We start from the raw sequence: 14,919 nt of genomic DNA, 5'->3' as shown, positions 1-14,919 counted from the left end.
CCTTTACTTTTTGAGGAGTTCGATGACGCCGATCAGGTCTTCGGCGCCGTGTCCATCGGCGACCCGCTTGTCCATCAGCGACTGCAGCGGGGTGAGCAGTTCGGCGCTGACGCCTTGTTCCGCCGCGGCTTTGGCGAGGTTCGGGTAGGCGGCCGCCTGCATCGCGATGTTCGAGACGACGTCGGTCACGTAGTCGCCGTCGTCGATCTGTTCGGCCGCGCGCTCCAGGAAGCCGCTCATCGCGTCGATCCAGGCTCGGAGCAGCGGCGCGAATTCCCGCGCCTTGACCCCCGCCGAGCCGACCAGCGTGTATGCCTGGATGACGCCGATGAAGTGCCCGTACATCCCGCTGAGCAGCGCGATGTCGTGCAGGGGCGCCAGTCCGGGATCCGCGCCGAGGTAGTTGGCGCCGCCGAAGGTGTCGAGCGCGGTGCGTGCCCGGCCGAAGACCGTGCCCGAGCCGCTGTAGAAGATGAACGCCGCGGGGGTGCCGATCATCGGCGGGACGGCCATGATCCCGCCGTCCAAGTACTCCGCGCCCAGTTCCTCGGCCCAACCACCCATTTCGCGCGCCTGGCCGGGGGTGCCGTTGGTCAGGTTGATCAGCTGCCGTCCCTTGAGCCCGGACGCCACCGGGTCGAGGACCTCGTGCACCGAGTCGTAGTCGAGCAGGCAGGCGATCACGATCTGGTTCGCCGCGAGAGCGTCCTCGACGGTCGAAGCGACCGAAGCTCCCTTCGCCGCCACCGCCTCGGCGCGGCTCGCGGTCCGGTTCCACGCGGTGACCGGATGTCCCGCGGCCAGTAGTGCCTCTACGAGCGCGGTTCCCATCGCGCCCAGCCCCAGTACCGTCACCGGGGTCTTGCCGTGTTCGCTCATGGGACCACCGTGACGCGGGCCGCGCACGGATCGCTGCGGGTCCGCGCACGGCCTCGCGCACGATCTTGTCGGTGCTCCGCGCTAACGTCGGTTTCGTGCGATTCGGAGTGCTGGGACCACTCGCCGTGTGGACGACCGCGGGCGAGCCCGTCGTCGTGCCCGAGGCGAAGGTCCGCCTCCTGCTCGCCGGGCTGCTGAGCCGCGACGGCAGGGCGGCGTCGGTGTCGTCGCTGACCGACGACCTGTGGGGCGAGCATCCGCCGGGCAATCCGGGCAACACCCTGCAGACGAAGATCTCCCAGTTGCGCCGCGCGCTGGATCGCGCCGAGCATGGCGCGCGGGAACTCGTGACGCACCAACCGGCCGGGTACGTCCTCGCCGTCGAGCCGGGTGACCTGGACGTCCATCGGTTCCGCGCGCTCACCGCACGGGCCCGCGACGCCGTCGACCCGCGCGCCCGTGCCACACTGCTGGCGGACGCGCTGGCGTTGTGGCGAGGGCCCGCGTACGCCGGATTCGAGGACGAGCCGTTCGCCGTCGCCGCTGCTCAGCGGTTGGAGGAGGAAAGGCTGCTCGCCGAAGAGGAGCGAGCCGAAGCCCGGCTGGCGCTCGGCGAGCACGGCGTCCTCACCGGGGAGCTGGCCGCGCTGGTCTCGCGCCATCCGCTGAGGGAACGGCTCCGCGGCCTGCTGATGCGCGCGTTGTACGCGGCCGGACGGCACAGCGAAGCTCTCGAGACCTACGCCGAACTGCGCGCCCGCCTGCGTGACGAATCCGGTCTCGAACCGGGGCCGGAGCTCGCGGCGTTGCACCAGGCGGTCCTCACCCGCAGTCCGGACCTCGAGCCAGTCCGCGCCGCCGGGCCGGTGCGCGGAAACCTGCCGGAGGCGGTGACCGAGCTGGTCGGCCGCACGACAGCGGTCAAGGAAGTGGTAGCGCTCGTCACCGACGCACGACTGGTCACCCTCACCGGCCCCGGCGGTGTGGGCAAGACCAGGCTCGCCATCGAGGCCGCGTCGAAGGTCGTGATGGGCGACGGCACCTGGCTCGTCGAGCTGGCGGGTCTGGACAACGTCGAGTGCCCGACGTGCCCGCCCGAGGATCTCGTCGCCGTCGTCCTGGCGGCCGTGCTGGATCTCCGGGAGGACGCGACGTCGACTGGAACGCTGTCCCAGTCGCTGGCCGATGCCTTGCGGGACAAGGAGATCCTGCTGGTCCTGGACAACTGTGAACAGGTCGTCGAGCCGGTCGCGGCATTGGTGGAAAGGCTGCTCGCGGCGGCGCCCCGGCTGCGCGTGCTCACCACCAGCCAGGAGCCGCTCGGGTTGCCAGGGGAGAACGTCTGGGTGGTACCGCCGCTGGAGCTGCCCGAGCTGCCGGATTTCGCCGGCGTGCGGGAGTCGAGCGCGGTCCGGTTGTTTGCCGTGCGTGCCGCCGCGGCCGCGCCGGGGTTCGCGCTCGACGCGGAGAACGCGGCCGTGGTCGCCCGGATCTGCCGCACGCTCGACGGCATCCCGCTGGCGCTCGAACTCGCCGCCACCCGCGTGCGGACGCTGGGCGTGCACGAACTCCTCGCCCGCCTCGACGACCGGTTCGCCCTGCTGTCGTCGGGCAGGCGAGGCGGGCCGCGTCGCCAGCAGACGCTCCGGGCGATGATCGACTGGAGCTGGAGCCTGCTGAGCGAGCCCGAGCAGATCGTGCTGCGCAGGCTCGCCGTCCACGCCGAGGGCTGCGGGCTCGACGCGGCCGAGTCGGTCTGCGCCGGCGGTGAGATCGCCGCCGGCGACGTGCTGGATCTCCTGTCCCGGCTCGTCGACAGGTCGCTGGTGGTCAGCAGGCCCGGCAGGTCCGGTGAACCGCGGTTCCGGCTCCTGGAGTCCGTATCGGCATACGCCTTGGACCACGCCGAGCAGGCGGGCGAACTCGACGACCTGTACTTGCGGCACGCCCGTTTCCACGTCGAGCTGGCCGAACGCGGGGACACGGGCCTGCGCGGGAGGGAGCAGCGGCGCTGGCTCGACAGGCTGGACGCTGAAGGAGCCAACACCCGGCGCGCGCTGGAAACGCTGCTGCGGCAAGGAGAACATCGGCTCGCGTCGCGACTGGTGAACGCGACGGCGTGGTTCTGGTTCCTCCGCGGACGGCTCACCGAGGCCAAGCGCTCGCTGGACCTCGTGCTCGGCACCGAGGCGGGCACCGGCGATGAATACGCGCAGGCCCTCGGCTGGCGCACCGGGATCGCCGTGCTCGACGGCACCGGCACGGACGGAGCGGCGGAAGAGATCGCGTGGGGTATCACCGATCCTCTCGTACAAGCACGGATCTTGTGGTTCCTCGGCTACGCGTGGTCCACGGTCGGCGACCTGTGCCGGGCGGAGAAGCTCACGCTCGGCGCGCTGGAAACCGCCCGCGACATCGGTGACGACTGGAGCGCCGCCGCCGCGCTGAGCGACAGGGCGGCCCACCTGATCGCCGGTGGCGACCTCACCGGAGGTGGCCGGATCGCGGCGCAGAGCGCCGGCATCTTCGACGGGCTCGGCGAACGCTGGGGCTGGCTTCAGGCTTCGTTCGTCATCGGCATGCTGGCGTCGATCGCCGGGGATTACGACCACGCCGCCCGCGTCCATCGGGAAAGCCTTCGCCGCGCGGAGGAACTGGAGTTGTGGCCGGAGGTCTCCTACAAACTGTCGTGGCTGGGCCGGACGGCGCTGCTCACTGGCGATTTCGAAGGAGCGAAGGAGTTCCACGAGCGGGCCAGGACCTTGGCCGTCGAGCACAGTTTCAAACCCGGTGAGGTGTACGCCGAGACTGGGCTCGCGCTCGGCGCACGGCGCCAGGGGCTGTTCGATGAGGCCGAGCGGCGGCTGCTGTCCATACTGGACTGGCATCGCCGTGTGGAGTCCGAAGCGGGCAGCACCCTGATCCTGGCGGAGCTCGGGTTCATCGCCGAGCAACGCGGAGACGCGGTGGCGGCGAAGCGGCTCCACCTGGACGGTCTCGCGATCGCTCGCCAGAGCGAGGATCCCCGTGCGATCGCGCTCGGTCTCGAGGGCCTGGCCGGCGCGGAGGCGGCAGCCGGCTCGTATCGCCTGGCCGCGCGGCTGCTCGGTGCCGCGGCGGCTTCGCGGCGCTCGGTGGGTGCACCCCTGCCGAAAGCCGAACGCGACGACGTCGACAGGATCACCGGCGTGATCGTCGCGGCGCTCGGAGAAACCGCATTCTCGGCGGAGTGCGAGGCGGGTGAGACGACACCCATCGATCAATTGGTGACGGACAGTCAGTGAGCACGGGCCCGTGTCACCACAATGGACCAGGCCTTACTTCACGTCAGCAACAAACAGTGAGTTCTTCCTGTCGCCGGAGCGCCATGACCGGTAGCGTGCGTATCCATGCGGGTGAAGTGGGGGGCTCCCGGCGGGCCCAGGGTGACGATGCCGTGGCGAGCGGCTCCGAAAGCGGCACTGACCAGTCCCCTGACTTTGATCATCGCCGCGGTGACCGCGTTGCTGGCCTGTTTCCTCGGGACCGCCGCCGTCCTGCAGGCCTCGGCCGCGGGTGGCGCGGCCGTCACGTATCAGTCCGGCATCGTGTGCCCGGACTACTACGGGCCGGTCTTCAGCAAGGACAACGTGCCCGCCGCGGTGGCTCCGCAGGTCGTCGACTCGGTCCGCCGGAACGCCGCGGCGCACGGCTTTCCCGCGCCGGTCACCTCCCGCTACACGCAGTACCTCTACGGCACCGAGTTCAACGGCGACCCCAACTACAAGGTCGTTCTCGCCCATCGTGACCAGGCGACGCAGGGCCACCTCGACGTGACGAGCGGATCCGCGGGCGCCGGGTTCCTGCTCGGCACCGTCGTCGCCGGGGCGGAGAACATCAAGGTCGGAGCCACGCCGAGCATCAAGGACACCCCGATACCCCCGGTGACCGGGCTGTACCGCGACCTTCCCGACACGGCGCCGCGCTGGTGGTGCTCGCAGCAGCGGAACGCCGTCGTCAGCAGGCTCGCCAACGACCCGCTCGACTCGGTCATGTTCGCCAACGACGGGAAGACGTTCGACGACACGGTCCGCGCGCTGGGCGTCCCGACGATCAAGACGTTGCACATGTCGTTCTACGAGGCTCCGCCCAAGACCGTGAGCGAAGCCGAGGACCTGGAGGAACGGGGGAAGGCCCTCATCGCCGCGGTCAAGGCGGATCTGGGCTCCCGTGGCCTCGGTGACGCGATCGTCGGGTCGCTGCCGTTCGAGCGCTCGGTCGAGATCAGCAACCAGGCGGAATCGAACGTCCTGGTCTCGATCCTGCCGCTCGCGGCCATCAGCATTCTCGTCGGCTGCGCGGGGATCGGCACCGTCGCGTTGCAGTGGTACCAGCGGCGGCACCCGCAGCTGAGGTTGCTGTCGGCACGCGGCAGCGGCCCTGGGGCGCTGGGGTTGCTCGCGGTCGCCGAACTCGGGCTCCCGATCGTCGCCGGTGGCGCGCTGGGCGCGGCGCTCGCGCGGCTGTTGCTCGGGCTCTACGGACCACCAGGTGAACTGGATGATGGCGCGACGTTCTGGGGATCGCTCGTCGCGGCCGGGATCCTGCTCGTCTCGCTCGCACTGCTCGCCGGGGTGATCTCCGTCCGGACCCATCGGGAGTTCGAACTCGGAAGGGTCCGCTCCGGACGGCGCAAGAAGGTTAAGTTCCTGGCCTTCTTCCCGTGGGAACTGCTCACCGCCGGTGTCGCCCTGCTCGGCTGGAACCGGCTCGTCGACTACAGCAAGGGATCGCGGATCGGCAATCCGCTCCCCCAGGTCGACCCGCTCGCGCTCACGTATCCGGTGTTCGTCGTATTGACGGTCGGGCTCGTCGCCGCACGACTGGCCTGGCTCGCCCTGCACGCCTCGCATCGCGCCCGGCTGTGGTCCCGGCCTGCACTGCAACTGGCCATCCGGCGGCTCGCCAGCGCCCGCGCGCCGGTCACCGGTGTGCTCGTGATCGGCACGCTCGCCATCGGGACCCTGGCCACCGGGATCGGCATCGCGCGCGGGCAGGAAGAAGCCCTGCAGACGAAGTCCGCCATCTTCGTCGGGGCCGAGACCAGGGTCGACACCGAAAGCGTCGTCGGCACGGGGAAGGTCGCGCTGCCCGCCTCACTGGACGGCGGCACCACGATCGTCGGCGAGCTGACCGGCACCGGCAATGTCGTGCTGGTCGTGGACCCGCGGACCTTCCGGCAGGCCGCCACGCTCGGTCCGCTCGACGGCGCCGAGGTCGACCGGTTGCTGAGCGGTCTGTCGAGCCAGGGCACCGGTGTCCCGGCGATCCGGATCGGACACGACGCGGCCCAGAAGACCACGTTGCCCGCCGGTCTCGCCGAGGCCAAGGCGATCGGTGAACTGCCGATGTTCCCGATCATCGGCACCAAGGCCGGGTACGTGATCTCGCGGGAATCGCTCACCGAGGCGCAGTTGCGCACCGTGCCCAAGTGGAGCGTGCTGTCCAGCTCGTCGATGACGCGGGTGACCGAGGCGCTGGCCTCGGTGGGGGTGATGACGGCGGTCAACCGCGTCACCCGTGAGTCCGCGCTCGACGCGCTCCCGTTCTACGTGGTGTCTTGGACGTTCTCGTTCATGGCCCTGCTCGGGGCCGTGCTCGGCGTGGTGGCCGTGCTGTCGCTGCTGGTCGCGGTCGAAGTCCGACGGCGCCAGAACGCGCTCGCCGGGGCTCTGGTGCTGCGGATGGGAATGCGGCCACGTGCCCTGCTGGCGAGTCATCTGATGGAACTGGGCACCCTCAGCGGGCTCGCCATGGTCATCGGCGTCGTGTGCGGTGTCTCGGTCGCGGGGCTTTCGGTGCCGCGGTTCGATCCGGCGACGTTCCTCCCGCCGCAGTCGGCGCTGCCCGACCCGACCCCGCTCGCCCTGACCGTGCTCGCCGTCGGTGTGCTCGTCGTGGCGCTGGCGGGCTGGATCGCGATGCGCTCGGTGCGCACCGCCCGGACCGCGGAGTTGATCCGTGCCTGAGAAACCGATCTTCCGGCTGCGCGGGATCGGCGTCGACTACCAGACGCCGGCGGGCACGGTCACCGGCGTCGAGGACGTCACCTTCGACATCCCGGCGCGCGGGATCACCGTGCTGGCGGGGCCGTCCGGCTCCGGCAAGTCCACCCTGCTACGGACGCTCGGCCTCTTCGAGCAGCCCGTACGGGGCACGATCTCCTTCCAAGGCAGCGAAACCGGCAAGCTGCGGCATCGTGACCGGCGGGCGCTGCGGCGGAACCACCTCGGCCTGGTGTTCCAGAATCCGACCGACAACCTGCTCGCGTATCTGAGCGTCGCGGACAATCTCCGCGCGGCGGCCGAATCGGCCGGGACCGAATGCCTGCCTGACGACATCCTCGAGCAACTGGGGCTCGGCGGGACCGGCAGCTGGCGGATCTCCGCACTGTCCGGCGGACAGCAGCAGCGCCTCGCGTTCGGCTGCACCCTCGCCCGACGCTCGACCGTCGTACTCGCCGACGAGCCGACGTCCCAATTGGACGAAGGCTCCGCCGACCGGGTGCTCGACACCCTGAAGTATTTGGCGGATCAGGATTTCGCCGTCATCGTGGCGTCGCACGACGACCGGCTCATCGAACTCGGCAGCCGGGTCGCGCGGATGCACAAGGGCAGGCTGGAAGAAGTCGAAGAACGGGAGGTCGTGCCGTGATGGCGGAACCCGCCCTCGAGGCCGTCGGGTTGCGCCGCCGGTTCCCCCATCCCAGCGGGGACGTCGAAGTCCTGCGCGGGCTCGAACTGCGGGTGGCCCCGGGAGAACTGGTCACCGTGTCCGGCCGGTCGGGTTCCGGCAAGAGCGCGCTGCTGGCGCTGCTGTGCGGTTTCGACTCGCCCGATTCGGGCAGTGTCCTGCTGGACGGCGTCCCGATAGCGGGCGCGCCGCCGTGGCACACCTGCGCCGTCCTGCCGCAGGCGCTCGGCCTCGCGAACGAGCTCACCATCGCGGAGAACGTGGCGCTGCCGCTGCGGCTCCGATCCGACGTTCCCAAGCCCAGCGCGAAAGACATCCACACGCGGGTTTCGGAGCTGCTGGAGGAACTCGGGATCGGCGATCTCGGTGACCGCTACCCACTCGAGGTCTCGTTCGGGCAGCAGCAGCGGGTCGCGCTCGCCAGGGCGGTCAGCGGGCGGCCCCGGGTCCTGCTCACCGACGAGCCGACGGCGCACCTGGACGCCGGGAGCACGCCGCGGGTGCTTCGGCTGTTGCGGCGCTGCGCCGAAGAGGGCGCCGCGGTCATCGTGGCGACGCACGACGACGAGGTGCACCGGATCGCGGACCGGCGGGTACGACTGCTGGACGGCGTCCTCTCCTGACTCGTGAGTGGTAAGGACGGTTCTAACCGTCCTTACCACTCACGAGACGCGCCCCAACACCTCTAGGGAGCTACCGGCCCTGCCTTCCCGTACAGCCCGTTTCCCGCCCAGTTCACAAGATCGCGCGAAGGCCGCGAGGGCGGGACTGGCACGAAGTTGGCCGCGTCGTCGACGCTTCCGGTGCCGTCGTACTTCGCCTGCAGCGGATACGGGAACACCGGCCGCGTGCGGAAGACCTTGCCGTCGGCGTCGCGGCCGGTGGCGACCGTCCGGTCCGGCGCGGCGCCGCGCTCGACCCAGGAGACGAGTTCCTTCAGCGGGTCGTACTCGGTCAGCTTGTCGCCGGTCGCGCAGTGGTACAGCGCGGGCACCATGAACAGCCGCGCCCAGTCCCGCGTCGCGGCGGGGCCGCCGTTGGCGCGGGTGAGCCGCTCGTAGTAGTCGATGCTGCCCGCGGCGGGGATCGCCTGGTCCGCCCAGCCGTGCCAGATCACGAGTTTCCCGCCCGCACGCCGGAATTCGCGCAGGTCCGTCGACATCGCGTTGGAGCGGACGCCTTCCGGGGTCAGCCTGTCGAATTCACGAGCGGTGAAGGCGAACTTCTCGACCGACGAATGCCGTGTCCCGATCGGGTACGCCATGTACTTCAGGTAGTTGTCGGCGAGCGAGTGCGCGAACGGGATCCCGCCGGTTTCCGGGGACGGGATGATCCAGCCGTACCAGGAGAGTTCGGAGCCGACGGTCTGGCCACCCGGGTACAGCTTGCGGCCGCGTTCGTCGGTCGGCGGCGCGTAGATCTTCTTGGTGGCTTCGACCTGTGCGGTGGTGAGGCAGCCCGCGTTGTCGGTGCCCGGCGGGCAGGCGATCGTGGCCGGGTCGAAGCGGCACGTGCGCGGATCGTCGATGGCACCGTCGCCGAGCCCGTCGGACTTGTCGCAAGAGGACAGTGCGGCGGCGTGCAGGGCCGGGAGTTTGTCTTCGGTCAGGATCGGCTCGCCGTCGGCGCCGGTGTTCACCTTGGCGAGCCAGGTCTGGTAGACGCCGAGCAGCGGCCCCCAATATCCGGCCGGCGCGCCCGCGAGGATCCCGTCGAAGTCGTGGGGATAGCGCTGCGCGAGCAGAAGCGCCTCGCGGCCGCCGTCGGAGCAACCGCTGAAGTACGACTTCTTCGGAGGAGCGCCGTAGAACTGCGTGATCAGCCGCTTGGACGCCTTCGAGACCACGTGCGGAGCGCGGAACGCGAAGTCGTCGCGCGCGGCCTGGTCGTTCTCGGCCCACTTGCCGTCATCGACGATCGCGGGGGTCTTGCCGACGTGACCGTCGTCCGTGGCCGCGACCGCGACGTCGCCGCCGTGCGGGAGGCCGCAGTCGGCGAACGGTGGCGTGGTGACCACCCCGCAGAACCCGCCGCAGCCGAACTGCAGGTACCGGCCCGCGTAGGTCTTGGTGGGCAACCGGAGCTGGAACCGCACCGCAGGTTCGACGTAGCCGCGGACGTCGCAGTTCTCGGGTTCGGTCGCCGTCGCCGGTACCACGGTCGCGGTCTCGACATGCGTGACCGCGCCGGGGATGTCATAGGTCCGCACCAGATCGGCGCAGGTGCGCACCGGGCGGAACGTCGTTTCTCCGGCGGTGGCCGCCGGAGCCGTGAGTATCGAGCCTGCCGTGATGAGCGCTGCCACGCCGAGCATGGACAACCGCCGCATGTCCCCACCCCAGTTTCCCGGATCGGCCTCAGTCGTCTCTTCACCCTGGCCCCGGCCCCGGCGGTTGTCCACCAGGTTTCCGGGCATCCGGGTTGTCCAGTTCGGGCCAGGTTTGTCCGAGTGTCTTGACATCGATGTCACACGCGAGCTTTTCTCTCTTGGCGTCACCGGTCCCCTGCGAGAAAGCATTGGTGCAACGATGCCCCGAAGCGTCAGACCTTGGGTCTGCAGCCTTCTGAGTGCCACGGTCGTGGCGTCCGGGCTGGTAGCCCTCCCCGCCACCGCCGCGGCCGAAGAGGCCCCGCCGGACTTCTACTCCTCGTTCGAGCCGGGCGAACCGCAGCCGACGTGGAGCGACACCGTCGACGTCGACCCGTCCGGCAAGCCGAAGGCCTTCGGTGTCGACGGCGCGAACGCCACCACCATCCCCGGTGACATCCGCGGCAAGGTCACCGAGGTCTCCGCCAACAGCGAGAACACCCCCAACGAGGGGGTGGCGAACCTCGTCGATGGCTCGACCGACACCAAGTGGCTGGCCTGGACCCCGACCGGCTGGGCGCAGATCACGCTGTCCGAGCCGACGTCGATCACCCGGTACGCGTTGTCCTCGGCGAACGACTTCGACAACCGCAACCCGCAGGACTGGACGCTGAAGGGCTCCGCCGACGGCCAGACCTGGACCGATCTGGACAAGCAGACCGGGCAGAAGTTCAGCGAGCCGTTCCAGAAGAAGGAATACCGCCTCGCCGCCGCGAGCGCCGCGTACAAGTTCTTCCGGCTCGAGATCACCAAGAACAACGGCGGCCCGATCATGCAGCTCTCGGAGCTGCTGCTGGCCAACGAGGACCCGGCGCCGCCTGCGCTGCCGAACATGCGTAGCTTCACCGACAGCGGCCCCGGCAGCGGTTACACCAGCAAGAACCGGGTCGGGTTCACCGGTCTGCGCGCGTTCCGCTACTCCGGCAGCCACAAGGCGCAGGGGCACGGCTGGTCGTACAACAAGATCTTCGACGTCGACATCCCGGTGGCGGCGACCTCGGAGCTGTCGTACAAGGTGCAGCCGGAGTTCATCCGCGGCGACCTCAAGTACCCGAGCACGAACGTCGCGGTGGACCTGGCGTTCACCGACGGCACCTATCTGAGCCAGCTCGGCGCGGTCGACCAGTACGGTTTCGGGCTTTCCCCGCAGGGCCAGGGCGCGAGCAAGGTGCTGTACACCAACCAGTGGAACCTGGTGCGCTCGCAGATCGGTGTGGTCGCGAAGGGCAAGACGATCGACCGGATCCTCGTCGGCTACGACAACGCCGACGGCCCGGGTTCGCTGCAGGGCTGGCTGGACGACATCAAGGTTTCGGCGACGCCGACACCGCCAGCGAGCCTTCGCCCGTCCGACAACGTGCTCACCACTCGCGGCTCGCTGTCGAACGGGTCGTTCTCGCGGGGCAACAACATGCCCGCCACCGCGGTTCCGCACGGGTTCAACTTCTGGATCCCGACGACCGACGCGGGCACGTTGAGCTGGATGTACTCCTACCACTCGCGCAACAACGAGCAGAACCTCCCGGCGCTGCAGGCGTTCTCCGCGAGTCACGCGCCGAGTCCGTGGATGGCGGACCGGCAGACTTTCCAGTTCCTGCCCTCCACCGCGTCCGGCGTGCCGAATCCCGACCGTGAGGCGCGGAAGCTGCCGTTCAAGCACTCGAACGAGACGGCGCGGGCGCACTACTACGGTGTCGACTTCGAGAACGGGATCAAGGCCGAGGTCGCGCCGACCGATCACGCGGCGCTGTACCGCTTCAGGTTCCCCGGGGCGGACTCGAACCTGATCTTCGACAACGTCAACAACAACGGCGGGCTCACCCTCGACCCCGCCGGCCGGGCGATCACCGGGTACAGCGACGTGAAGAGCGGGCTGTCGGCCGGCGCCACCCGGATGTTTGTCTACGCCACCTTCGACAAGCCGGTGACCGCCGGTTCGAAGCTGTCGACCGGTTCGGGCGACCAGAAACGGGACAACGTCCTCGGCTACCTGAAGTTCGACGCGGGCGCCGACAAGACGGTGAACATGCGGATCGCGACCTCGCTGATCAGCGTGGACCAGGCGAAGAAGAACCTGGAGCAGGAACTCGCCCCGAACGCGACGCTCGAGTCCGTCGCCGGTGCCGCGCAGAACGCGTGGGACGAGAAGCTCAAGGTCGTCGAGGTCGAAGGCGCCTCGAAGGACCAGCTGATCACGCTGTACTCCAACCTGTACCGCCTGTTCCTGTACCCGAACTCGGGCTTCGAGAACGTCGGCACCGTCGAGAAGCCGGTGAAGAAGTACGCGAGCCCGGTGTCGCCCAAGGCCGGTCAGGACACCCCGACGCAGACCGGGGCGAAACTGGTCGACGGCGAGTTCTACGTCAACAACGGGTTCTGGGACACCTATCGGACGGTGTGGTCGGCGTATTCGCTGCTCAGCCCGGACACCACCGGCAAGCTCGTCGACGGTTTCGTGCAGCAGTACCGTGACGGCGGCTGGATTTCACGCTGGTCCTCCCCCGGTTACGCGGATCTGATGACCGGCACGAGTTCGGACGCCGCGTTCGCGGACGCCTACCTCAAGGGAGTCAAGGGTTTCGACGTCCAGTCGGCCTACGACTCGGCTATCAAGAACGCGACGGTGACCCCACCGAACGGCGCGGTCGGACGCAAAGGAATCGACGAGGGCACGTTCCTCGGGTACGCGCCGAACACCGCGGACCACGGGTTCTCGTGGGCGATCGAGGGCTACGTCAACGACAACGCCATCGCGAACATGTCGAAGAAGCTCCACGACGAGGCTCCGGCGAACGATCCGCGCAAGCAGGAGTACCTGGACAACTACGGGTACTTCACCGAGCGGGCGACGCAGTACGTGAACGTGTTCGACCCGAGTGTCGGCTTCTTCCAGGGCCGTGACGCGGCGGGCGAGTTCACCCGGAGCAAGGAGGAGTTCGACCCGGAGGTCTGGGGTATCGACTACACCGAGACCAACGCGTACGGCATGCGGTTCTCGGTGCCGCAGGACGGACAGGGCCTGGCGAACCTCTTCGGCGGCAAGGCGGGGCTGGCGTCCAAATTGGACGAGTTCTTCGCCAAGCCGGAGCAGGGTCTCAAGTTCGGCACCTACCCCGGTGTCATCCACGAGATGACCGAGGCACGGGACGTGCGGATGGGCATGTACGCGCATTCCAACCAGGCCGCGCATCACACGCTCTACATGTACGACTACGCGGGTCAGCCGTCGAAGACACAGGCGAAGGTCCGCGAGGCGCTGGCCAGGTTGTACGTCGGCAGCGAGCTCGGCCAGGGCTACGGCGGTGACGAGGACAACGGTGAGCAGTCGGCCTGGTGGCTGTTCGGCATGCTGGGCTTCTACCCGCTGCAGGTCGGCAGCTCGGACTACGCGATCGGCTCGCCGCTGTTCACCAAGGCGACCGTGAACCTGCCCGGCGGCAAGAAGATCGTGGTCAACGCGCCGAAGAACAGCGCGAAGAACGTCTACGTGCAGGGTCTGAAGGTGAACGGCAAGGCGCAGACCTCGACGTCACTGGCGCATTCGGCGATCGCGAACGGCGGGACGCTCGACTTCGACATGGGCCCGAACCCGTCGTCGTGGGGTACCGGCCCGGACGACGCGCCGAAGTCGATCACCAAGGGCGACGCGGTGCCGACCCCGGTACACGACCTGACCAAGCCGGTCTCCGGCGGGGACGCCGCGTTCTTCGACAACACGTCGCGGACCGAGGCGAAGGTCAAGGCGCCGATCCAGTACCAGGTGCCTTCGACGAACGAGGCGGGTTCGTTCTACACGCTGACTTCGGGCAAGGGCGCGGGTGACGCGAAGAGCTGGGTGCTGAAGGGCTCCTACGACGGGAAGACGTGGGCGGTCGCGGATCGGCGGACCGACCAGACGTTCCAGTGGCGCCAGCAGGCCAGGGCGTTCAAGATCGCGAATCCGGCGCACTACGCCTACTACCGGCTCGAGGTCACCGCGACCACGGGCGGGGAGGCGTCGCTGTCGGAGTTCGAGGTGCTGGGCAAGCCCGACGCGGCATGCACGGAGACGATCACCGGCGAGCGCAAGGGTCCGCTGACCGTTCGGAGCGGCGTGACCTGTGTGGACGGTGCGACGATCTCCGGTCCGGTGTCGGTGGCGGCGGGTGCGAGCCTGATCGTTCGCGGCGGCTCGATTTCCGGGCCGTTGACGGCGACCGGCGCGGCGCAGGTCGTGCTGGACCGGACGAAGGTGGGCGGTCCGGTGGCGATCACCGGGACGACCGGGTCGGTCTCGATCGAGCTGACCGAGATCGGCGGGCCGGTGGCGTTGACGGGCAACAAGGGGCCGGTGCTGACTGCCAGCACGATCGGTGGACCTCTGGCGTGCGCGGCCAACTCCCCCGTTCCGACGGACTACGACCTGCAGAACACCGTCCGCGGCCCGGCCGCCGGGCAGTGCGCGAAGCTGTAGTCCTCCGGTGAGTACGTGAAGGCCCCCTTCATTGCGCCTGGCGCGGTGAAGGGGGCCTTCACGTCTATTCGGGACGTCGGCCGCGGACGATACCGAACCCGACGAGGGCCGCGGACAGCAGGGTGAGCGCGAGCCCGGCGCAGGTGATCGCCTCCGGGAAGTCGGCCGACCGCTGAGCCGCCGTCAACGCGCCGGGGAAGACCAGCGCCAGGATGGTGCCGCTGAGCGCGATGCCGATCCCGGTGGTGACCTCGCTGGAGGTGTCGACGAGCGCGGCTCCGATGGTGGTCCGGTTCGAGGGCAGGCCGCGCATGACGTTGGTGCCCGCCACGACACCGACCATGCGCCTCCCCGCTGCCACGAGGGCGAGCGCGACGGCGATCCAGGCGTAACCGAGCCCGCCGAACACCGTGTAGACCGCGAGCCCGCACACCACCGCGGCTGCGCTGAGCCAGGCGGCCTTGTCGAGGCCGACGCGGGTGATCAG

Annotated in this window: 8 protein-coding genes; 5 read left to right on the top strand and 3 right to left on the bottom strand. The window is 69.3% G+C overall.

The features are described from left to right. Positions 1-3: 3 nt before the first annotated feature. Positions 4-879: an NAD(P)-dependent oxidoreductase gene (locus tag AC069I_RS38720; RefSeq protein WP_478228125.1), complete on the bottom strand. Its 876-nt coding sequence runs from the start codon at positions 877-879 to the stop codon at positions 4-6. Between the two features lie 95 nt (positions 880-974). Between AC069I_RS38720 and AC069I_RS38715 the strand changes: the two genes are divergently transcribed. The 4 genes from AC069I_RS38715 (at position 975) to AC069I_RS38700 (ending at position 8,234) form a co-directional block, all read left to right on the top strand. After that, the gene (locus AC069I_RS38715; protein WP_478267572.1) at positions 975-4,163 is read left to right on the top strand and encodes an AfsR/SARP family transcriptional regulator; all 3,189 of its coding nucleotides are present in this window, start codon (positions 975-977) and stop codon (positions 4,161-4,163) included. A gap of 147 nt (positions 4,164-4,310) precedes the next feature. Further along, positions 4,311-6,887 (top strand): FtsX-like permease family protein, encoded by a 2,577-nt coding sequence (locus AC069I_RS38710; RefSeq protein WP_478267644.1) that lies wholly within the window; start codon positions 4,311-4,313, stop codon positions 6,885-6,887. Beyond that, positions 6,880-7,572, top strand: a complete 693-nt coding sequence (locus tag AC069I_RS38705) for an ABC transporter ATP-binding protein (RefSeq protein ID WP_340681814.1) — start codon at positions 6,880-6,882, stop codon at positions 7,570-7,572. Before AC069I_RS38710 ends, AC069I_RS38705 begins: the two co-directional genes overlap by 8 nt. Then, on the top strand, positions 7,572-8,234 hold the full coding sequence (locus AC069I_RS38700) for an ABC transporter ATP-binding protein (protein WP_478228123.1): 663 nt from the start codon (positions 7,572-7,574) through the stop codon (positions 8,232-8,234). The genes AC069I_RS38705 and AC069I_RS38700 overlap by 1 nt, the downstream gene beginning before the upstream one ends. A gap of 62 nt (positions 8,235-8,296) precedes the next feature. Here the strand turns inward: AC069I_RS38700 and AC069I_RS38695 are convergent, their stop codons facing one another. Next, positions 8,297-9,940 carry a tannase/feruloyl esterase family alpha/beta hydrolase gene (locus AC069I_RS38695; RefSeq protein WP_478232849.1) on the bottom strand — a complete coding sequence of 548 codons (1,644 nt, stop codon included), beginning with the start codon at positions 9,938-9,940 and terminating at the stop codon, positions 8,297-8,299. Between the two features lie 199 nt (positions 9,941-10,139). On the opposite strand from AC069I_RS38695, the gene AC069I_RS38690 reads away from it, so the two are divergent. Next, on the top strand, positions 10,140-14,432 hold the full coding sequence (locus AC069I_RS38690) for a GH92 family glycosyl hydrolase (protein WP_478267571.1): 4,293 nt from the start codon (positions 10,140-10,142) through the stop codon (positions 14,430-14,432). Between the two features lie 64 nt (positions 14,433-14,496). Here the strand turns inward: AC069I_RS38690 and AC069I_RS38685 are convergent, their stop codons facing one another. Next, positions 14,497-14,868, bottom strand: coding sequence for a hypothetical protein (locus AC069I_RS38685; RefSeq protein ID WP_478267570.1), 372 nt, complete (start codon positions 14,866-14,868; stop codon positions 14,497-14,499). Positions 14,869-14,919 lie beyond the last annotated feature (51 nt).

The organism is Amycolatopsis sp. NPDC043885 (assembly GCF_056435685.1).
Note: the sequence above shows the minus strand (reverse complement) of the source record. Positions and strands in the feature narration are given on the sequence as shown.

Bases quoted from the DNA above. Each gene is read 5' to 3' on its own strand.
- AC069I_RS38690 (WP_478267571.1), top strand. From the start codon at position 10,140: ATGCCCCGAAGCGTCAGACCTTGGGTCTGCAGCCTTCTGAGTGCCACG.
- AC069I_RS38720 (WP_478228125.1), bottom strand. From the start codon at position 879: ATGAGCGAACACGGCAAGACCCCGGTGACGGTACTGGGGCTGGGCGCG.
- AC069I_RS38710 (WP_478267644.1), top strand. From the start codon at position 4,311: ATGCCGTGGCGAGCGGCTCCGAAAGCGGCACTGACCAGTCCCCTGACT.
- AC069I_RS38700 (WP_478228123.1), top strand. From the start codon at position 7,572: ATGGCGGAACCCGCCCTCGAGGCCGTCGGGTTGCGCCGCCGGTTCCCC.
- AC069I_RS38695 (WP_478232849.1), bottom strand. From the start codon at position 9,940: ATGCGGCGGTTGTCCATGCTCGGCGTGGCAGCGCTCATCACGGCAGGC.